General features: G+C 40.3%; 10 protein-coding genes. 2 read left to right on the top strand and 8 right to left on the bottom strand.

Features of this window, described 5'->3' with window-relative positions; genetic code table 11:
- Window positions 1-94 precede the first annotated feature (94 nt).
- The 3 genes from HMPREF2571_RS09595 to HMPREF2571_RS09585 form a co-directional block, all read right to left on the bottom strand.
- Window positions 95-970 carry an acyltransferase gene (locus HMPREF2571_RS09595; protein WP_013990266.1) on the bottom strand — a complete coding sequence of 292 codons (876 nt, stop codon included), beginning with the start codon at window positions 968-970 and terminating at the stop codon, window positions 95-97.
- A 1-nt stretch (window position 971) separates the two neighbouring features.
- The gene (locus tag HMPREF2571_RS09590; protein WP_013990265.1) at window positions 972-3,065 is read right to left on the bottom strand and encodes a glycosyltransferase; all 2,094 of its coding nucleotides are present in this window, start codon (window positions 3,063-3,065) and stop codon (window positions 972-974) included.
- Between the two features lie 124 nt (window positions 3,066-3,189).
- The gene (locus HMPREF2571_RS09585; RefSeq protein WP_004182191.1) at window positions 3,190-4,056 is read right to left on the bottom strand and encodes a CatB-related O-acetyltransferase; all 867 of its coding nucleotides are present in this window, start codon (window positions 4,054-4,056) and stop codon (window positions 3,190-3,192) included.
- A gap of 1,005 nt (window positions 4,057-5,061) precedes the next feature.
- Between HMPREF2571_RS09585 and HMPREF2571_RS09580 the strand changes: the two genes are divergently transcribed.
- Window positions 5,062-5,277 carry a helix-turn-helix domain-containing protein gene (locus HMPREF2571_RS09580; protein ID WP_256315274.1) on the top strand — a complete coding sequence of 72 codons (216 nt, stop codon included), beginning with the start codon at window positions 5,062-5,064 and terminating at the stop codon, window positions 5,275-5,277.
- A gap of 36 nt (window positions 5,278-5,313) precedes the next feature.
- On the top strand, window positions 5,314-6,123 hold the full coding sequence (locus tag HMPREF2571_RS09575; RefSeq protein ID WP_013990261.1) for a hypothetical protein: 810 nt from the start codon (window positions 5,314-5,316) through the stop codon (window positions 6,121-6,123).
- Between the two features lie 299 nt (window positions 6,124-6,422).
- On the opposite strand, the gene HMPREF2571_RS09570 is transcribed toward HMPREF2571_RS09575, so the two are convergent.
- The 5 genes from HMPREF2571_RS09570 to HMPREF2571_RS10930 all read right to left on the bottom strand — a co-directional run.
- On the bottom strand, window positions 6,423-9,602 hold the full coding sequence (locus HMPREF2571_RS09570; protein WP_013990260.1) for an AAA family ATPase: 3,180 nt from the start codon (window positions 9,600-9,602) through the stop codon (window positions 6,423-6,425).
- Window positions 9,599-10,807: an exonuclease SbcCD subunit D gene (locus tag HMPREF2571_RS09565; RefSeq protein WP_070848017.1), complete on the bottom strand. Its 1,209-nt coding sequence runs from the start codon at window positions 10,805-10,807 to the stop codon at window positions 9,599-9,601. Before HMPREF2571_RS09565 ends, HMPREF2571_RS09570 begins: the two co-directional genes overlap by 4 nt.
- Window positions 10,808-10,993: 186 nt before the next feature.
- Window positions 10,994-14,185: a mucin-binding protein gene (locus HMPREF2571_RS09560; RefSeq protein WP_013990258.1), complete on the bottom strand. Its 3,192-nt coding sequence runs from the start codon at window positions 14,183-14,185 to the stop codon at window positions 10,994-10,996.
- 456 nt (window positions 14,186-14,641) lie between these two features.
- Window positions 14,642-20,503, bottom strand: a complete 5,862-nt coding sequence (locus HMPREF2571_RS09555) for a ZmpA/ZmpB/ZmpC family metallo-endopeptidase (RefSeq protein ID WP_070848014.1) — start codon at window positions 20,501-20,503, stop codon at window positions 14,642-14,644.
- 468 nt (window positions 20,504-20,971) lie between these two features.
- On the bottom strand, window positions 20,972-22,170 hold a 1,199-nt coding region (locus HMPREF2571_RS10930), incomplete at its 5' end, for an SspB-related isopeptide-forming adhesin (RefSeq protein WP_256315273.1).

The raw sequence follows: 22,170 nt of genomic DNA, 5'->3' as shown, positions 1-22,170 counted from the left end.
TATCTTCAAATCTGCCTCAAACGTGGACCCCCCCCTACTTCGTCCACAATTATCATGATTTGTAATATCAAAAACATAAACCAGATTTTCTTTTTCAGTTTACTGTATCCACAGCAATTCCAAATAATTGTCTCTGAATTTCTTTCACCATCATTTCAGGGTCCTGATGAGAAAATACACTAGCACCCAACTCTGCTCTGTGAACGACATTATCAAAAGCGAAGACCGGTTTTCCCTTTTCAACTGCCCGGTCGACAATAGAATCCACCTGATCCCAATGATTAATATCCAGATAGATTTCTGATTGATCCAATAAATCCTCTATAATATCGTCATGATGGACGTTTGTGTATAACGTTACATTGTCATACTTTTTAAAGGCTTCTAAGCGATCTGAAACATTGGTCTTGGCTGCAATATGAAACGAAACTTCTGGAAGATTTTCTACCAAATAAGTGAGGTTTTCCAGAGTGTCCGAGGCTGTCAGTGTAAACACATGGTGCTGTAATTGTGGCCGCTCTTTTATGATGAGTTCCTCTTTACTTACAACAATGGAGTTACTTGGAATATCCTTATGAATGACTGCTCCTGCACCAATAATGACGTTGTCACCGATCGTGACTCCCTTAAGAATCACAACATTGGCACCAATCCAACAATTTTTTCCGATCGATATCTTTCCATAATTAAAGGCGATTTTTTCTACGTGATAGTTAGAATATTGATGATTATGATCAAAAATACGAACCCCATCTCCGAACATGGTATCCTTACCAATTTCAATATGATGTTCACAACGAATAGAACAGTGATTATTGAAGAAAACACGATTCCCGAGCTTTAGGGTTGCACCATTTCCCACCTCTAGACAAACAAAGGAACGCAAGGTGATATCCTGCCCCAATTCAACGTGAGCCGTAGGGTCAATGGTAATCTGTTGAAAATTACCGTTCAAATGAAAGTCTGCCATCTTAATCTTGCGCCTTTCTCATTTTCCTGATTGCTTCCGCCATTTCTTGCCAATGCTCTCTTGGAAATGTACGTTGGTGGTGTTTCCGAGATTTTAAATCATCAAAAGCAAAAATAGGTTTATCCTCAAATCTGAAACCATCAAGTATTTCTAAAGTCTTCTCTCCTGGATTGATATCAAGTAACAAATCACTTGTTGATACCAATTCCAAATCTAGGCTACGCATATTATTAATACCAGAATAGACTGTTACATTAGGATATGTAATCAATCTCGCTAAGCTATCTGATACAATGACACGGGCAGCAATATTAAAGTGAACTTGAGGAAGAGCTTGAATCAAATCCTCCAAGTGAGGAATTTCAGCAATGCTAGTATAAACTAGACAGGTAAATGGTCTGCCTTTAGGATAAAGCGCCCTACTTTGCAATGGAGCCAAGCTAACATTCTCAGCTACATTAGACCAATCCAACTGTGCATAGAACCACCACACATCGCGATAAGTTTGCGCTGCCAAAGGAAACCATGGTTTTCTATGAGACAGATAATGAATAACTTTTGGATATCCTTGTCCTTCTGGTAATTGATAATCTGTAAAATGACTATGCAAAACAACATGGTTAAAGTCAAATGGAAGTTCATACCAATTATTTTCAAAGACCATATTCAAGATAGACTGATCGGCTTGATCAACCTTATCATGCCACTCATTAGTCATTTCGATAAGGTGCCTACTCATCTGTTCCTGTCTCCAGTATGCATTATCAATAACTAAAAAGCCTGCATTGAAGATTTCTCGGTGGTAAAAGACACGTCCCCCATAATCTCGGACTGCTGCAACAGGATATCCCTTTAGATCCATTGTAAATAGATCATCAAGTGACCCCGTCACTACCATATCACAATCCATATAAATTACACGGTCCTCTTTGACAAAATCAGAAATAAAATAGCGTAAAAAAACAGTGTAGGAAATATCCGTGCGATATTGGGAAATCTGTGCACTACTTACTCGACAATTAACAATCTCACTACCAAATCGTGCAAGGTGACGGTTTAGCCCCTTAAACCATTCTTGTGGAAAATCACTGTTAATTATATAAAAACGAATATTACGATGGTGATAGAGAATAGATTTGATTGTAGTTACCACCTGCTCAACATAAGGATAGTTTGCAGCAAGTACAATTGATCGTTTTTTCTCATTATAGTGCTGTGGTGCTAAACTTAATACCTGATATTTTTCCTTGATTCGACGATAAGCTTCTGTTCCTTCTAAGCCCTGAGATGCTCCATTTGTCAAGCAAGACTCTAACATCATACGATAAACAGTCATATGCTTCTCGAGTGGATAACCCCTGCTAGCTAACAAGGCAAGACGCTCTTCCATAGCATATACCAATGCCGACATCCAATCTTCAGTCCAAGTTCTAGATAAACTTCCTGGTCTTTCTCGGTAAGCATACAACCCCTTGTTGAGGTAGATTACGCGCTCACTCATTAAATAGGCCTTAAGATTAAAAAAGCCATCCTCTCCAATCTGTCCTTTTGGAAAAAGTAGATCTTCAAAAAGAGTGCGTTTATAAAGTTTCCCCCAAGCTGAAATCAGAGCAAAACTTTTATTGAACTTGGTTTCATATAGACCCTCAATCAACTGAGCAGGAGAATACACTTGTTCATAATAATCTTCATCAGTAATATAAAAATAAAAAAGACTATCGGCCTCATTAAAGAGATAATAATTGGTAATAGCAATGTCAGCATCATAAGCCTTAAGTTTATCATGAAGCTCTTCAACATAAGTATGTTCTACCCAATCATCCGAATCTACAAAGGTCACATACTCACCCGTTGCTTGACGAATACCGACATTTCTTGTATCAGAAATCCCAGTATTTTCTTTTGCAAAGTAAGATATTCGTGAATCCTTACCAGCATACTCACGGCATATGGCGTCACTTCCATCTGTTGAGCCATCATTTATAATAATAATTTCGAGATTCTGATAGGTTTGTTGAAGGATACTATCTAGACACTGTCTAAGGTATTTTTCAACATTAAATACGGGTACAATTACACTAACTTTTTCTGTCATATTTATTTCTTCTTTTATTATTTATAGCACATTATAGTTGTCCAAGCTTTTACACATACGAAGAACTCTAACAAGAACTTCTGTGAGTGAATCATCAACCAAATAAATGGATACAATATTGAGCCTAGTCATCTTCGGGTAAATATTCTGCAATAAAGGCAGAAATATCCTTACTCATAATTTTATCAAGTCGTTCTGAAATTACATGCTCTGGCCAATCCCACCAAGAAATCTTTTGCATGTTGAATCGGTCATTAGCATCTGCAATACGATAGCGAATCAACTTGGCTGGGTTCCCTCCAACAATAGCATAGGGGGATACATCCTTAGTAACCACAGATCCTGCAGCTATAACCGCACCGTCACCTATAGTTACACCAGCCATAATCTGGACATTATTCCCAATCCAGACATCATTACCAACCCTAGTAGGAGATTGAAGGGTGTGATCATCTTCTATATCTAAGGTCTTATCTGAATAAAATCGCTCTAAACTTTTAAATGGATAGGTAGTCACCAATTCCAAATTGTGATTTGCCGTCACAAAATAAACATTCTGACCAATAGAACAGTAATCCCCTATAATTACCTTTCCACCATGATCATAGTCAACTAAAAAGGGGATACCATAGGTATGTGGACCAACTGACAATGCTCCATAATCAATCAAAAACCTACTGGTAAACTTCGTCTTAAAATCAAAAAGATCAGATTTCATATCATAGAGACGAAGTTCCAAAGGAATAGAGTGTTGATGCCAACCTTCCCAGTATGAATGTCCCTCTTCCTCATAGCAACAATCAAAAGTAGCAGTTAACTGCCTTTGATTAGAATATAAGCAGATCTGATTATTTTGAAAATCCCAAAAGCGTTCATTATCATGACCAGGACTGTCAATATCTCTAATGCTACCATCAGGTAATAATTGAAAAAAACGTTGATGCTGTCTATCCTTATGCGAAAAAACACAAAATCGGCCTGAAACATTCATCACTTCTATCTTCTCCTCCATGACCTAGGTGATGATAACCTAAGTACACCCAACCATTCACTAGTCAACACTATTCATTATCGGATATTATTATGATATTTTTGTCTTTTTCCAAAAATTATCCTTAGTCTTACTTTCTTTATTAAAAAAACCTTGTAAAGACACTATCTCTTTTTAGAAAAAATACCATAAAAATTACATATTACACTTATTCTAATTATAACTTATTTTTAGTCAAAGAGCCATTATCTCATTTTAATTTTTAAAACCTTTTATTTCATCTTTTTGAGAGATAAATTGTAAAATATAGTGCAACAAAAAAACTCATAGCCTTTCATTGGTGTAAACTGTAAGTAACCACACAAACAGAACCCGAGGAAAAACTATGAGCTACTCCCATCTTACCATAACCGACCGAATAAAGATAGAAACTTACTTAGAATTATGATATCAATCACAGACCGCGAAAATGTTTAGCTTACAGAACTGCTTGTGAAGCTCTAGAGGATGAGTTTGAGTAAATGTTGCACTTATTCTTGCAATTTATCACTAACTAAAATACTTGTCTAGAAAACTCGATAGCAGCTCGAGAGCTCGGGCTCAATCTCTTCGTTTCGAATGTCATTAAATACATCATCATTTACTAGAATAGATGTTCCTAAACTAGGTGAATAGAATGAATGAGTATTGCTAATATTATTATCTTTTATTGTGTAATGTGTAGTTGTCATAGTATCCTCAATCTAGCCATATTTTGCTTCTTATGGACTTTGTATTGCCATTTTGGTATAATCGTGTTGGTTTTAAACGAAAGCCTCAGAACGCTTCGCAGAGCTTTCTGGGGTGTTTTTGCATATTCATAAGCTAACTAGTATTGCCTATTTTGTATGCTTTGTTTATAAGTCAATAGAAAAGCGAGAGAAATCTTAAAATGTTAAAGGACAATATAAAAAAGCCCGTCTAGATACAGGACTTACTCAAATAGAAGTTGCTGAAAAGTTAGGTGTGGCTAAAGCCCAGTATGCTAGATGGGAGAGTGGAGGAAGAAACCCAAAGGACGAAACTGTAAAGAAATTAGCTGAGATTTTTGATGTTAGTTTTGATAGTTTAAAGGGTATAGATGGTGGCTTGGAGGAAATCGTTGATTTATTGAGGCAATATAAGCTTTTAGATAAACAGAAATATGAACTTGAAAAATGGATAAAAGAATTATTTAGTTGATATTTCTAGTTACAATTCAATAGGGATAATGTATAAATGGGACTTTTAAATAAATTTTTCAAAGAAAAAAATAAAGAACAGTATGTCAACCGTAAATATTATAAAAATTATGCTGAAAAAGTGTATGTTTCGGAAGAAAGAGATTTAAAACAATGGGAGAGTATGATTTCTATGTTTCCAAATATGCTTGTCCAGAAAGATAAAATGGTAAGGGATAAAGATGGTTTATTACCTGGTCATATTTATATGCTTCATTGGCTTAATAAATTTGATAGTAATAGACGAGTACCAGTGTATTTTGAATATGAATATGGCATAGATTTTTTTAAAGAAAAACAATATCTTCAGTTAAAAGGTCTTATCTTTAAAGACAAGCCTACTAAATTAGGTTTATCAAAAATTGAAGAAAATAAAGAGATAATTGATGAAAAAGAAAATCAAAATAAAATAAAACCTTTAGATATGAAAACAGAACTTTCTAGATATCGAAAAGAGGCGAAAGAAGCTAGAGAATATGGAATAGAAATGCATGAGAGTATAGAACAAAGAAAAGGTTTTGTTTATCAGATGAATGGAATCTCTGATTATCAAAATAAGAATTTTGATAGCGCAAAGGAAAAATTACTTAAAGCAATGGAGTTAGGTTTTTATTCTCCTGGAGGTACGGAATACCTTGCTAAAATATATCGCAAAGAGAAAGATTACTTATCAGAAATTAAAATTCTGGAAAATTCTATTTCAAACTTGAAAAATGAAAATGCTATGAAACAATCTCAAAATAACGTATTAAAACTAGAAGAAAGGCTTGCGAAGGCAAAAATTCTCTTAGATAAATCGAGGAAATAGTTATTGAAAGATTAGGCTTTTGTTATATCTATTTGGGATGCTAAACCGATATGAATTTCTCTATTTTATTCAACCGAGTAGATATTACATTGGTAGCTTTTTGGTAGCCAAACAGTCAAAGGATTGGAATTTCATAAAATATATTACAAAAAGAATGTTGATTTATCAGCATTCTTTTTCATTTCAAATGGTTTCTCGTAAATAGTAAAATTGGATAAAAGTTAGTAATTCAAATGGACTCCTGTTATAGGATATATCTTTTGGTTCTCGTTAATTGACAGCAATATAGTTTTTATATTTTACCCCTTATCTACAATTTTAATGCGACTGCTACCATCGTGCGACTTGATGATGGCTAGTTGCTGAGCAATGCCTTCTTTCATGTCGTCCACATGGCTGATGACTCCGACCATTCGGTTTTCACCGATTTGTTCTAGGACCGTGATAGCCTTGGTGAGGGCCTCTTTATCTAGTGAACCGAAACCTTCGTCGATGAAGAGGGCTTCAACAACGGCACCCTTGCTGGTATTTTGCACAACTTCCGAGAGGGATAGGGCAATGGCCAGTGCGGCGATAAAGGTTTCACCACCAGACAAGGATTTAACGGAGCGTTCACTACCTGTCAGCTGGTCATAGACGTTAATATCCAAACCGAAGTGATCACGCGCCCTGCGACCTTCCTCGCTCAAGACAAAGGAATAACGGTTATCTGTTAAAAGACCGATGTAGTTGGCATTGGCATAGTCCAAGATTTGTTGGAAATACTGACGGATAACATAGACCTCAAGATTGAGACGACCAGTTAGAGCAGTATTTTCTCCCTTAACCACCTTAACCAAATCACTGAGTTCTTGGTGGGCCTTAAAGGCCTCTTGATTGCTGTCTTGAAGGTTTTTTGCTGCTTGATAAGTAGCCGTCGCATCCTTAAGTCCCTTCTCCATGACAGAGACCTGAGCTGATTGCGTATCGTAACTTTTCTGACTGGTTTGGACCTCTTGGGTTAAAGCGGCCAAATCTGGTTTTTCTTGATTTTGAAGAAGCGCTTGGCCCTTACTAATCTGGGTCTGCAATTCTTGTTTAAGGGTTTGGTAACTTGTCAATTGAGCCTGAAGCTTAGGAATAGCCTGCTTGTTCACCTCAAGCAGCCAAAGCTGGATTTGCTCTAGGTCATTGGTGAGGGCACCTTCGACCTTAAGACTTTGGTCCAACTCAGCTGATAAACGTTTCATTTCTTGGCTGGTCTTTTCTTTAGACTTGGTCAAGCTCTCAAGCTGCCCCTTGATGCCTTGAATGTCGGCATGAAGTTGGTTGTAGGATTCACTATTTTCCTTAACCTGCTTATTGTAGAGGTCCAACTCCTGCTTCGCAAGGGAAATTCGTTCTTGATAGACCTCTACAGACTCCAGTTCTGGATGAGCTTCCTTCAAGTCTTTTAGGCGCTCCTTAGCTTGATAGAGAGTTGCCTTGGCCTCTTGATAGTCCTTAGCCAAATCTATCGTTTTTTCTCGAGCCTTAGCTAACTCCTCTTGATAATGGACACGGTCTGCCTCTTCCTTATCATAGCGTTTTTGGAGTTCTTGATAATGCTTCTCAACAGCACTCAACAAGGCTTGCCCACGGACAGCTTCATAGTCTTCTGAAAAATCAAAATCAAACTGTCCCTTAACTTGCTCTTCGAGTTCTTGATAGTGTTTTTGAAGAGATAACTTAACTTTAGCCACTTGGTCAAGCAAATCCTGACGTTTAGACTCAACTTCACTCAATCTAGCCTGATAATTTGACAAGGCAGCAACTTGCTTTTCTTTTTGAGCTTGAAGTTCCTCCACCTGATCCATGAGATCCTTCAAGGCCGCTTCATCAGCCTGTGTCCCATCGACCTTAGGATGATCCAAGGAACCACAGACCATACAGGGCTGTCCATCTTCTAACTCTGCCTGCAACTGGGCAATCATGAGCTGACGACGTAAAGCCAAAGTCGTTCTTAACTTCTCTTCCAATTCATTTAAGATTTCTTGAGCTTGGTCACTATCCAAAGATAAGGTTTGATGACGTTTTTCCGTCTTTGCCAACTCCTGATTCAAGCCCTCTAATTCTTTTAAATCCTGATCCAGTTGCTTATCCACACTGTAGCCCACAGACTGGAGGAGTTTTTCAGCCTCATGTAAACTCTCTAAACTAAGACGATTGGCCTCCAAATCTGTCAAAGACTTGTTTAGAGACTCAATCTCTTTCGAAGCCTGCTGATAAGTTTCTTCCAACTGCTTGTAGTTAGCACTCGACCGTTTGATTTTCTCCTGCTCTTGGGCAAGACTCTGGGCATAGATAATAGCCTCTTTCCACGCTTCCAGTTTCTCTTCTTTTTGAAGAAAATCCTCAGTCTGAGCTGCAAGTGCCACTTTTTGAGCCTTGACTTCCTCAAAAGCCTGCTCCTTAGCCTTTAATTCCTCCTGAGCAATTTCAAGGTCATGTTCTACTTGCAACAACTGCTTCTGATACTGCTTCAAGCTACTAATGGTTTCCTGCAACCCTTGGGCAAACTGCAATTCCTCCAGATGCACTTTAGCCTCTGCCTGTTCCTGAGCACCTTCCTCAATTTCCAGACGGTAACGCTCCTTGGCTTGCTCCAATTCTTGGAAAATCTTTGCTACATCTTGTGCAGTTTGTAAGCTCTTTTGCAGCTTAGCCAAATCCTCATGGGCATCCTTCAAAATGCTTTTCTGCTCTTCAAGATTTTCTTGACGTTGTGCCAAAAGGTCTTCAAGACGTAACAATTTTTCAGAGGCTGGCGTTTGGGCCAGAACAGCTAATTCCTCCTCAGACCAAACCTGACTGGCAAAATGGCCATCTAGCTGAGCCTGGCGCTTATCCATATCCTTATTACTCTGACGAAGACGCTCTTCCAAACTCTTTTGAAAACGGTCAAAAATACCCGTTCCAAAGATTTTCTTCAAAATTTGAGTCTTGGTCTTGGAATCTTCTTTCAAGAAACGACTGAAATCATTTTGCGGAAGAAGGATAATCTGTTTGAACTGCTCAGCATCGAGACCCAAAATCTGCTCAATCTGGTCACTCACTTCCTTGATTTTATCCCCAAGCTTTTCAATTTCTTGACCACCAATCTTATCTACAATGACTAGAGAAGCCGTTGCTTTTTGCATGGTCGTACCACCACCCCTCTTGGCCCTCTCCTGCTGGAGAATTCGCTCAATGCGGTAAAGATGGTTACCTTGTTGGAAGTAAAAAGTCACCTTGGTCAAATCATCCTCTGGACTAGCGAAGGTCGACCGCATCTCCTCGACATTACGATCACCACTGGTTGTCGCAAACAAGGACACTGTCATGGCATCAAAGAGAGTACTCTTACCAGCCCCCGTGTCCCCACCAATCAAAAAGAGAGGAGCATGGTCAAACTGGGTGAAATTGATGACTTCCTTACGATAAGGTCCAAAATTGGTCAATTCTAACTGGACTGGTCTCATTGTCGGCTCCTTCCAATCTCCTCAAAAATACTTTCCACAAGGGCTGTTTGTCTCTCAGACAAGACATCGCCCCCAGTCACTGTCTGGTAAAAATCAGAAACAATTTCCTGCGGCGATTGCATTTCCAAATCTTTTAAGTGCTGATCAACAGTCACGTTTTCTTCCTTGACATCACCCAAACGACTGAAGGTGATTTCCACAATGTCTGCCCCATAAATTTCTTCCAGACGGGCACGCACATTGATACCTTCTAATTCCTTACGACTGGACAGTTGAATATCAAAAGCAAACCAAGCCTTTTGACAAGGATTTTCCTTATAAAATTCAGATGACATCAAGGTTTCAAAAGGCGCCTGCAAGGTCAAAATCGGCCGTCTAACCTCTAGAGAATGGAAGGTCTGAGACAAGTTACCAGTCGCATCCAATTCAACAATATAAACACCCTTTTCTTCCTTGCGCTTGGCTTCTTTGACATTAAAGGCGACCGGACTGCCTGAATATTGCACGCGCTGGGTCGGACTGGCAAAGCGGGTATGGATATGCCCCAAGGCCACATAATCGAAGGCCCTGAAAAGGTCACTGGTCACATTGGTAAGCCCACCTACTGTATTGCTAGTTTCAGACAACATCAGTTCTCGAAGACTTTGACCATCGCTATCATCCTTCTTAGAAACCGCAAAATGCGTCACCAAAATATGTGATTTGTCGGGATCAAAAGCTTTCTCCATATCCTCAAGAATGTAGGCTAAAGCATCACCAATCCCCTGAATCTCCTTATCCTCATCGTCCTTATAATAAATCCGAGCATCAATAGGATCTATAAAGGGAAGTAGGAAAATCTGGCAATCCTCCAACTCAATCGGCTCAAAGGCCTCCTCCAAACGTGTGCTTAAATGAAGACCCTGAGGTTGAAAAAAGTCTCTCCCAAAATGCAAGCGTTCAGCCCCATCGTGATTACCACTAATGGCATAGACGGGAATCTGCTCCTCCAAGACCAAACGTGCCAAGGTCTTATTAAAAAGTTTAATCGCATCCACAGGCGGCACCGCACGGTCATAGAGATCCCCAGCAATGATGACCCCATCCACCTGTTCACGAATTGCCAAATCCACTATTTGTTGAAAGGCCCACTCCTGCTCCTCCAGCAAAGACCAGCCATTGAGGGTTCGCCCCACATGCCAATCTGACGTATGTAAAAACTTCATGACAGTCTCCTCATTCGTTTTGTCTTACTCTATTGTACCTTATCAAGCTAAATACTGCTTAAAAGATTCACAAACATTCGGAGCTTTCTTGAGTTTTATCTACAAAGACCCAAAAAATCTCTCCCGAGCAATTCACTCGAGAGAGATTTTATTTTTGGAATTTATGAGAGATAAGGTGTGGAAATCTTAGTCTTGGTTTTTACGACGATTCATAGCCGCAAGTCCTGACATAAGTCCCATAACAACAACACCCATTGCTGCGAGGTTGTTATCTGACTCACCTGTTACTGGCAATTGTTCGTCGCCTTCTTTAGCTTTATCAGAACCATCTGCCTTCTTACCATCTTTGTTTCCAGATTTCTTCTTATCTGAACCTTTACCATCTGAAGCGCCATCGGCTGCTGATCCAGAACCTTTAGATCCTTTAGATCCTTTAGATCCTTTAGATCCGTTTGAGGCCGCTTTTACAGCTTTAGAAGTTGAATTTCCACCATTTCCAGATTGACCATTATTACCATTTGAAGGTGTTGAGCCATCTTCGACCTTACGATAAATATAGGTCACGACTGTTTGACCTTTTGTCATCTTGTCTGTAGATTTACCTTCTTGACGAATCAATTCGTATTTCACACCATTCCGGTAGATATAACGGTCACCGTGAACGTTAACTTCAGAACCAACAGAGTTAGTGATAACGAGTGGCATCTTGATTTGGTTGCCATATTCATCACGGTAGATGACAACGATAGTACCAAGGTCTTTGTTAGTTGTCGGTTTAGCGGGTTCTGCGTTAGTTAACTTATAAATAACCTTTGTATCAGCACCAGGGTTGCTTGGTGTCACAGCAGTCTTCTCGGCCTTGTAACCCTTCACTTCAGGAACAAGTGTCATGGCAGCCTTAGTTGGATCGTTAGGATCATTTGTGTAAGTAACTGCTTCAACACCTGGGATTGGATTACCTTTTTCGTCAACGGCAATAATCTTACCAAATTTAGTGTAAGTAACAGTTTCAACCTTGTTGTCCATAGTGACATCTTGAGAAGCCACACGGCCTTTATCGGCGAAATAACCGTTAACCAATGGTGTGATTACGAGGTCGAACTTAGTCTTATCAGCCTTCCATTCACCTGCAGCAAGAATGTCACCTGTTACAGAATCAAGGGTCAATGAACGTTTCCATTGTGCCTTTTGAACACTGTCAGCTGGCAATTTAGCATTTCTGTTCTTGCTTGTATAGTGAACAGTGTAAGTAACATCTTTAAGGTAAGCATCCTTAGCTGGCCATTTTGGACCGTTTGGTTGGTTAGGGTAGATTGGAGTTCCTGGTTCGTGTGCATTGTCTGGATTAAAGTCAAGTGCTACACGTTTGAAGCTTACTGTCCAAGCTTGGTCAACTGTGCTATCCAAGTCAAAGCTTGCACCAGCTGGGTAACCATCTGTCACAAGGGCATAGCCAAGGTCTTGATAGTGTTTGATACGTTCAGCTGTTGAGTAGTTAATCGCTTCGCCAGACTTACCAGCCAAAGCAACCGTTTCAAGGATTGAACCACTTGTTTCATCACGGTAAGTAACACTTGCTTTTTGATCGTTCTTAACGTAAACAACCTTAGTATCGCTAGACAAGTCACCTGGTGTGGCAGGTACAACCTTAACAGTGTAGCCAGGAATGCTTGGAAGCGTCTTGTCGATAGCAATCATCTTAGTCGCATCATTAGGATCGTTTGTGTAGGCAGTTGTTGATACACCTGGAATTGGATTTCCATTTTCATCCACAGCGATAAATTTACCAAAGGCTTTGTATGTCACTGTGTCTGTTGCATTTGGTGCATCTGGAGTAACTGTCTTACCACCTGCTACAGCTTTATCGGCATAGTAACCAGTAACAACTGGAGTCTTAACTGTTCCATAAGTGTGAGTCGTTTCAGTCCAAGTTGTTGTATTAGTTGTAGGATCTTCTTTACCGTTGAAGCTAAAGTCATTTTGAGTGTTGGCAGCTGGTGTCTTCGTATCAGCACCAGTGTAAGTCACTGTTTGACTTGTTGCTTTAGTGACATCTCTAGTGTCTTTTTCAACGATAATGTGGTAATGGTAACCTGGAGCTAGGTATTGACCACCACCATTGGCATCAATTGAAGCATCCAAACCTTGTGAACCGTTAGCAAATTGAACAAGGTCAACCACACGACTTTGGTTACGGTCCCAAGCACGTTCAGAACGGATAGTTGCAACACCGTTGTTATAGTCGTATTGACGTTCTGACTTCAAGACATCTACGTAAGCATTAGCTTTTGATTTGTCAGCAGTTGCATACTTGATGCGGTATCCTGCTGGTACTGGTGGAAGTTCTGTTACACCAGCATCGTAGATTTTATTGTAAGTCTTACCGTTTGCTGTGATTGTTTCAGTTGAGTTATTGATACGGTAGGTTGAAGATCCAGGAATCTTGTTTCCTGCTTCATCAACATAGTCAATAATACCAAGGTTGGCATAGTTAACGACAACCATGTAATTACCGTTTGTAACGTAGTCATAAGGTCTCATTACTCCACGGTTATCACGACCGACTTTGAGGTGGTTGATGTAGTCAATGTTAACAAAGTATTGTTGACGCCCTGGTAAATAGTCAAGTTTGTAGCCGAGGTTTGTCAAGTCAGGGTTTGTTGAGCCTGCTCCAGCATTTGTCAAAACAGCAACCGCATCAGCTGTACGAAGGCTACGGTTTGATACTGCAAGACCCATAGCGTTGATGAGATTTTCAGAGTTAAGGCTTGCTTCAGCAGCATTCAATTCACTGCTTGTCACAGCCAACTCGCTAGTCGCTACTTTAAGGACGCTATTTACAGCGTTAGTCGTAGACTCTGCACTGGCAGTTTCTGCTACAGTCGCAACTGAAGCAGCCACACTTGTTTGTGCTGATACTTGACCAGCAGCTGGAGTTTCTGCTACAGCTGCTGAGCTAAGAGCTTGTGCACTAGTAACTACAGATGAAGCAGCCGCTGCTGCAGATTCAGAGCTCGCTTGCGATGCAGCCTGAGAAGCTACTTCTGAACTAGCTGCTGTTTGACTAGTTGTTGAAGTTGCTTGGCTGTTTTGAGCTACTGATTGGGGTTGTTCACTAGCCAAGGCCACAGTAGAGATTGAACTTGGTGTATTTTCTGTTGTTGCTGGAGCTACTGATGCTGTTGTTGGTGTTGATTGCTCCACGACGACATCTGGCTCAGCAGTTGTTTCCATACCTGCGGTAGTTGGTGCTACCGTTTCGTCAGCTTGGGCACCCTGTGCATTTGAGAAGATTGAAACTCCCAAAAGGACAGAGGCCACACCAAAGCTATATTTTCTTAATGAAAAACGTTGGCGTTTATTAAACATATCTCTCATAATAATAAATTTCCTCAATATCCAAATTACTTTATATACGATTTCCATTTTATACTATAATTATTAAATTGTCAAATATATACTAATAATCGTGTAAAAGTTTAACTTTTATTAAAAAACATTAATTTAAAACTTTTATCTAAGTCCTTTGAAACATCAAATTGTTCGTACTTTTGTTTAGCACAATCCCCTATTTTGTCAGTTCTATAATTTTCAAAATACTTTTATATCAAACCATCTTTTATTAAAAACGTTCGTCACTCTAACCTTATTTTTTAGTTATAGTGATATTTATTAAAATTCAAAATTCTCTCCCTTCAAAAGGAATTTTTTTAATGGCTTAACTCACATCTTTCTCAATCCCTTGCCAACACTGACCTAAAGGCTCCTACCACCCGCATTCCCGACAGTATCAAAAACCCCTTTGGCATTTACCAAAAGGGTTTCTTTCATCTATTACTTGAAAATAGAACTTGTGAAACTATCTGTCTCTTGTAGGAGTTTCTTATAGACAGCTTCTTTGAGTTTTGTCGTATGGCTTGTTGACACAGATTTATTGCCATTATTATCTGTTTTAAGACTTGCAGCGTCTTTGGCGACTGCCGCTTTAAACAAGGCTAACAAATCATCGTAAGAGCTTACTGATGCGCCATCAATCGTAACTGTCGTCAAACCATGTGACGCTTTTTCTTTGACTTCTTTGAAGTAAGCTTTCTTGAAGTCTTCTAGGGAGTTGAACTGACCATCAGAAATCTTGCTAATGATAAAGTCGTCTCCAAGGGTATCCTTACCAGCCGCTTTTGCTTCTTGTTTATACTTGTTGGTCGCATAACCTAGGAAACCTTTTTCATAGCCGTAGTATCCCCAGAGTCTGAAGGTATTGTGCTTGAAGGACATAGCACCTGGAGAGCCCTCACTGGTATTACCACCATAAATAGCAGACATCATAGGCACATTGACATAGGCAGAAGAAAAGTCCTCCGGTTTATAAACACCATTTCCAGGTCCACGATTGGTCATGAGGTTATTATCCACAAGGTCATCAATAGTGGTCAAACTAATAGCCTTTTCGCTATCACTTAGAGCACGCACCTTGTCGTATTGGTTTTTACTATTGCCTCGTAGCTGTTTATCTACCTTCTTGAACCATGCGTTATTGAGCTCTTGCTTGCCTTGACCAAGGACTGCTTCTCCTTCAAGTGAATCTAGAAGCATAAGGGTATCGTTGTAGCCCTTCATGTAACGGTCGATGGCCTCACGAGAGTTCAACTTGTTTGGATTGGTGTTGTACCACTGGTTACCATCGTTGGCTCTTTCAAAGGTCATGTTAAGGCCTAGGGCACCGTATTCACCTTGGTGACCTTGAGTAGCTGGTGACTGTAGCATACCTTGTGCATAGGCTTCGACATTTGTTCCTTCACGACGACCAAAACCTCCAAAGTAGGCAATACGGTCATTGATATGGGTTGTTTCATGAGTGAAGGCTGATGCACCGTACTCACTAATCATGTTAGACATGACGAAGGTAACCTTGGCACGATTATCATATGGATTGTCGTAGATGGCAGCATAGGCACCAGCCATAGCTCCGTTATCACCGTAGTACTCACCGACTGGTCCATAGATTTCACGGATTGGCGCATAGACTTCCGTACTGTTCTTAAATTGGCCGTAGCGCTCTGGCCAACCTGGCCAACCATGACCCCAGACATAGAAACCTTCCCAGATTGGATTGACAATGTCTTTGAACAATTTGTTTTTGACATTATCTGCGGCCAATCTTTGCCAGAAATCAAGGTAGTTGATTTGACGTTGAGCCGCTAGATCAATCTCAGGTTTCAACTTTTCTAGGGTTGTGTTGTACTTGTTAGCTGTACCATAAGACATGGTGTCATAGGTAGAAATCAGGAACATTTCTGTCTTATCAAGGTTCAACAATGGCAAAATCATCTTGCGGTGGAGACCACGACTGAGGTTGTCATAAACACGATACTTGTGCTCACCAACACCTTCATTTTGAGACGCTTTCTCTACAACGTAGACCTTATCCTTAGCGGCATCAATGAACCAATCATTCATATTGTCGATAGTGGTAAAGAGTTTTCGGTTGTAGTTGAGGAAGTCGGTAAGATCACTAGAAAGGGTACTCTTAGCGAGAACTTCACCGAAAGCATCGTAGGTTCTTGAACCACTGATATTATTTTCCTTAGAGCCAATCTCAATCAAACGGTCAAGGACATCCACATTTTTACCATAGAAATCTGGTTTGAAGAGCATGATTTCTTTGATGTTAAGATCATCAAACTTCACACCGTAATAACGATTCAAGTAGGTCAAGCCTAGCAAGAGGGCTGCTTTATTCTTCTCAACCTTGTCAAGAATCATTTGTTGAGCAGCTGGTGATTGGTTAAGCTGGTGATCTTCATTTTGAACCAGCTTAGTCACAAGGTTCGTCAAATTAGCCTTAACAGCCTCAAAGCTTTCTTCCAAGAAGAGGTTCTTGATAGCATTGACCTTATTTGGACCTGTACGACCAAGTTTTTGGTAAATTGGATCAGACTGCAACTCAATCGGTTTTAGGATATCAACGATGCCATTGATAAGGCTTGAGTGGTCTTTCTGAACGATATTTGGAGTGTACTTGATACCCAAATCAGTGACAGTGTACTCCTTAACATTGCTCAACCCTTCTGAACTCTCTGAAAGCTTGAAGTAGTCTTTGCTTCCATCAGCATAATGAACAATAATCTTATTAGCATCGCTTAAGTCTGTAACAAAATTACTGTCATTCATTGGAGTTACTGAGAGCACCTCTTTGGTATTCAAGTTGTGGTCTTTAGCCAGTTTGTTGGCTTGGTAGACAATATAATCCTTATTATAGAATGGCTGGAATTTCTCAATATTCTTGTAAGCCTGTTTGTATGCTGGATTATAGTCTTGAATATTGGCAAAATCTGCTTGACTAGAAACGTTGTTAAGGGTGTTCAACGCGTATGGCTCGCTGACAAATGTATCAGCTGTAATCTTGTAACCTTCAACACGCTTGTCAGCTTCTTCCTTGGTCAAATGTTTGAGTTTTTTAGGACTCTTAGTATCTTTACCAGTGCCATCTTCGGCGGAGCTGTAACCAACTACACCAAAGAGGTCTTTGATATGTGGTCCACCATCTTCGTCATTGACATCATTCGAAGCAAAGATTTCTTGGCCCTTGATAACCTTGGCGTAGGTCACGTTGTCTTGAACAGCACCGTATGGCCAAGTCTTAGCGACAATACCACCGACATTTCGTGTGTTTTTGACATCAAGCACACCCTTGGCTACTGAATTGGTCACCTTGGCCTTAGTTCCTGACTTCCAGCTGTTGAGCATGTAGGTAACAAATGGCACCAGCATACTTGCATTGGCATTTTGAGCTGTAATAGTCGCATCGACATAGGCTCTGTTGACGAATCCCATGTAGTTTGAACCAGCAATCCCACCAACTGTCGAGTTATTACCGACAGAGTTAATCTTACCGACAAAGGCGACATTCTCAATTTTGCCATCTTCATCAATCTTATTGACAATACCTGCCACGTCATTGTTACCAGTAACCGAACCAGTCACCTTAACATCTTCAATCAGACCTTTGTTTTTAAGGTTAAATCCAAGTGTCGCGATTTGATTTTGATCAGGGCGATTGATGTCTACATTTTCAAAGTTGATGTTCTTGATAGTTCCGCCATTGATAACATTAAACAATGGATGCTCTAAATCATAGATGGCAAAGCGTTTGTCACCATCACTGAGCAACTTACCAGTAAATTCTGTCGTGATGTATGATTTGCCGTTTGGAACGACGTGACGAGCACTCATGCTTTGACCAAGTCTAAATTCACCTGATGGATTTGCTTGAATGGCATTGACCAACTCAGCAAAATCATAGTAGACATTGGCTTGGCTAGCCTTAGGTTTCTCAATGTAATAGCTATAGGTTTGTGCAAAATGGTTTTGGGCATCACGTTGTACCAAATTGTCCGCTTCTGCAGTTACCTTATAAACCGCCTTGCCATCAACTGTTGTTTCTTCGATGGCTTTCACTGCCAAGTAAGTCGTCTTTTGATCCGCAGAAGTCAGTTTCAAGTAGTAATTCGTGAGATCTTGAGGCACAGCTGTCAGACGAGTCTCATCCACTTCTGTTTGATTGTCATACTTGATCAAATCTGTACGTGCAAAATCTTTAAGCTCAACCTTCTTGAGATCCAGTTGGAGAGTTTGGTCTGCCAAAACCTGACTCTCCTCACCATTGCCACGATCAAAGGTCATGGTTGTTGTAAGAGTATAAGGCTTGTAATAGTCTAAGTTGGTTAGGTCAGCAGTCAAGGTCGTGCTAGGAATATCAAGCGTTTGAACAACCTGTCCATCTTGCTTAAGGACCGCTTTAATAGTCGTGATAGTTGCTGAACCTGGATTAGTCAAGTTGTAGCTAAGTTTGGCACTTCGACCCAAGTCATCCTTGTCAATCTGTGTCAGCGTAAGCACTGGTTTTTCAGATACCTTAGTTCCTTTGCGAACGATACGATCTTGGACAGGCACTAGCACTGTTTCAGTAACAGTTGGTTCTTCAGCAGTCTTGTTTCCCTTATAGGTCTTATAAACCTTGGTGATTTTATTTTGGCCTTTTTGACCTTCTTGGACAACCTGTAAAGTGCCTTTCTCAAGTGTGTCATCTTCTTGGACAATTTCTTTAAATGGAAGCTCTACAATAGATTCTTCGGTCGTTGTGCCATCTAGAGGCTTGCTTCCACGACGGATTTTTCTAGGTTGTGGCACCTCAATAACCTTACCTGACACAATAGTCGGCTCACCAACCTTGACACCATCAATGGTTTGGTAAATTTTCTGGATTTCTTGGCTACCTTTTTTACCCTCTTGCTCGACCACTTCTTCATCCACATACTTGTTATCATCCGTAATCACTTCGATAGGATAATCGATGGCTTGCGTTTCAGTCTCTGTGATACTGCCGACAACTGGGGTATGAACAGGATTCTCAGGTTGAACAAGGGCCTCACCTTCGTGGCCTGATTCTTGTGTTCCTTTGGCACTGGTAGTGTCGCTATTGATTGAACCGGTGTACGCTGGATTGACAGGCTGAACCACAGCTTCACCTTCGTGACCAACTTCTTGCGTACCATTGGTACTTGTAGTATCGCTACTGATTGAACCGGTGTACTCTGGAGTGGCGGGTTGAACTAGAGCCTCGCCTTCGTGACCAACCTCTTGCGTTCCATTGGCACTGATTGGGCCGGTATATTCTGGGGCGACAGGTTGAACAAGAGCTTCGCCTTCGTGACCTGATTCTTGTGTTCCTTTGGCACTGGTAGTGTCGCTATTGATTGAACCGGTGTACGCTGGATTGACAGGCTGAACTACAGCTTCACCCTCGTGACCAACTTCCTGGGTGCCATTGGCACTGATTGGTCCTGTATACTCTGGGGCTACGGGTTGAACTAGAGCTTCACCTTCGTGACCTGATTCTTGCGTACCATTGGCACTAATTGGTCCGGTATACTCTGGATTAGCAGGTTGAACCACAGCTTCGCCTTCGTGACCTGACTCCTGAGTTCCCTTTTTCCAACTGATTCCCTCACTATCCTTATCAGCTGTACCCTGATTTACTGTAGTCTCTTCTTTTATTGAAGACTCAAGCTCCTGCAAAGTATTCTCCAAAGGTTGTTCAAGCTCTGGCTTAGCTGAGTAACGCAGATAACCGACATACTCATAACCATCAATTGCAATAACACCTTTAGCTAGGTCCGCCTCGTCTGCAACAGCAAGGGTCTGATTATAGGCCTGCAACTCCTTGTTTTGCAAGGCAAGAACCTCTATTGGCACAAGGAGACTTTGCCCAGCGGCCCCAATCAAGACCAAACCAATAATTTTTTTACGATGTTTTTTTGAAAACAGCAACACAGCCATAGTCGCCGTTGCTAGTCCTAAACCTGACGCTACCCAGTCAGAACTTCCTGTCTGAGGAAGACTAGTTTGCGTAGCACCCTTACGTTTGTAGACCAAATAAAAAGTATCTTCATTCTGGTAGTCCTCAGGAATAGCATGGACCACTTGCTGTTGCTCTTCAGCTGTTAATTCATTTTCAGCGACATAGGCCATGTGTACCGTTGCATCCTTAGTAACCTGATCTGCAGAGACTGGTTTAGACACGAAAAAACCACCTGCTAACAAGAATGTCCCGATAGCAACTGATCCTACACCTACCGACAACTTACGAATGCCGTATTTTGTCACTTTTTCAAAAACATGATTTGCTTGTTTCATTCAAAATCTTCCTATAAGTTAATCCTTGTACCCCAAATGGGCGTCAAAAACAAAGACATTATTGAAAAAATACGCACTCTATACATTTATTAACCTTCTTCCAAAGTCTATCGTATCTTTTTTTTAATCATTAAGCAAGTATTTTCTCTAATTTTTAATCAATATAAAAAACGAGTTGTGATTTGCAGCTAGGACTTCATGACAACCAATAAACCTTTTCACATAAGTATTTTAGTACATATCAATATTTATAATAATCTTTTCCTGAAATTTAAACCACTGATCTGTTTTGCATAAAATAAATCCTAAAATCTCTATTACTTAACCTTATATCTAATATTTTAATAAAACACCAAATCATCTTTAAGATAGATACAAAAGAGACCCACCCCTATCGGGATGAGTCTCTTTTTCGAAAACTGAAATAGTCTAACTAACTATATTGAGGGATTTAACCTATGAACTATCTTAGTCTTCTTTTTTGCGTTTTCCTGCCAAACCTAGTCCAGCTGCCGCAAGGATTCCTCCAAGAGCCATAGCTGCCATAGACGCATCATCACCTGTTTCAGGAAGTGCTGGTCCTTTAGGAGCTTCTGGTGTAGTTGGTGGTGTCACTGGTGGAACCACTGGAGTTGGAGGAGTCGGTGGTGTTGGAGGCGTAGTTGGTGGTGTAGTAGGAGGTGTGTTTGGTGGAGTTGTTGGTGGTGTATATGGTGGGATAACAGTGTTGTTGAACTCAGTATCTTCTGGCAATTGAGAAATCGCTGTCAAGACTTTACCATCTTTAGTTACAGAAACAACAACTGTGGCTACCATCTTATCATAAGTAACAGTTGCATCGTTACCTTTTACTTCTTCTACTGTATAGACGTGATTACCTTCTTCACCACGTTTGTACTCAAGGGCAGAGAACTTGATCTTACCGTTAGCATCGTTGCTTACAGTTTCGATAACATTACCCTTGCTATCCTTAAGTACAAAGCTAAACTCACCAGCTTTAAGTTGACGACCTTCAAGTTTCTTAGTGAATTCAAACTCAACCTTAGTTGGGATATTGACTACACGTTTTTCTGTTGGTTTTTCTGGTTTTTCAACAGATTTCTTAGTTGGGTCGTATTGGTGAACGATTTGTGACGCAGTATTTTCGATATCTACACCATCTTTGGCAGTGCCTTTGATAGTTGCAGGAATATCGAACTTGTAGTAGCGTCCGAATGCCAATTTGGCAGTATCAATCACTTGTGTATTTTCTGCATCACCAAGTGACTTAGTAAGGTCAGACTTAGACGTTGCAGTGATTACACCGTTTTCAACCTTGATATCAAACTTAGCTGTCACATCTTCCCCTGTTACAGAGTCGTATGCTTTAATATCTGCAACATTGATGTTCAAGTTTTCGCTGTCATATTTATCTGTAACACCAACAGATTGGATATTGTGAGCGTCAGTGAAGTTGTTTGTGTCAAGCCATACTTGGTAGACAAACTTATCACCTTTCTTGAGTGTCTTAGTATTGATATTTTCAGCTTCGTTGTTAGCTGTGCTGTCAGCGTAAGGATCCTTGTTAGTATCGCCTACTTTATCTTTCAACTCAGCATCATCGTCAACAAGTTTCATACCAGTGATATCGAATTTCTCTTTAGAAACAACGTATTTCTCTGGTTGGA

It is taken from the genome of Streptococcus sp. HMSC068F04 (assembly GCF_001837455.1).
In the GTDB taxonomy this organism is placed as follows: Bacteria; Bacillota; Bacilli; order Lactobacillales; family Streptococcaceae; genus Streptococcus; species Streptococcus salivarius_D.
Note: the sequence above shows the minus strand (reverse complement) of the source record. Positions and strands in the feature narration are given on the sequence as shown.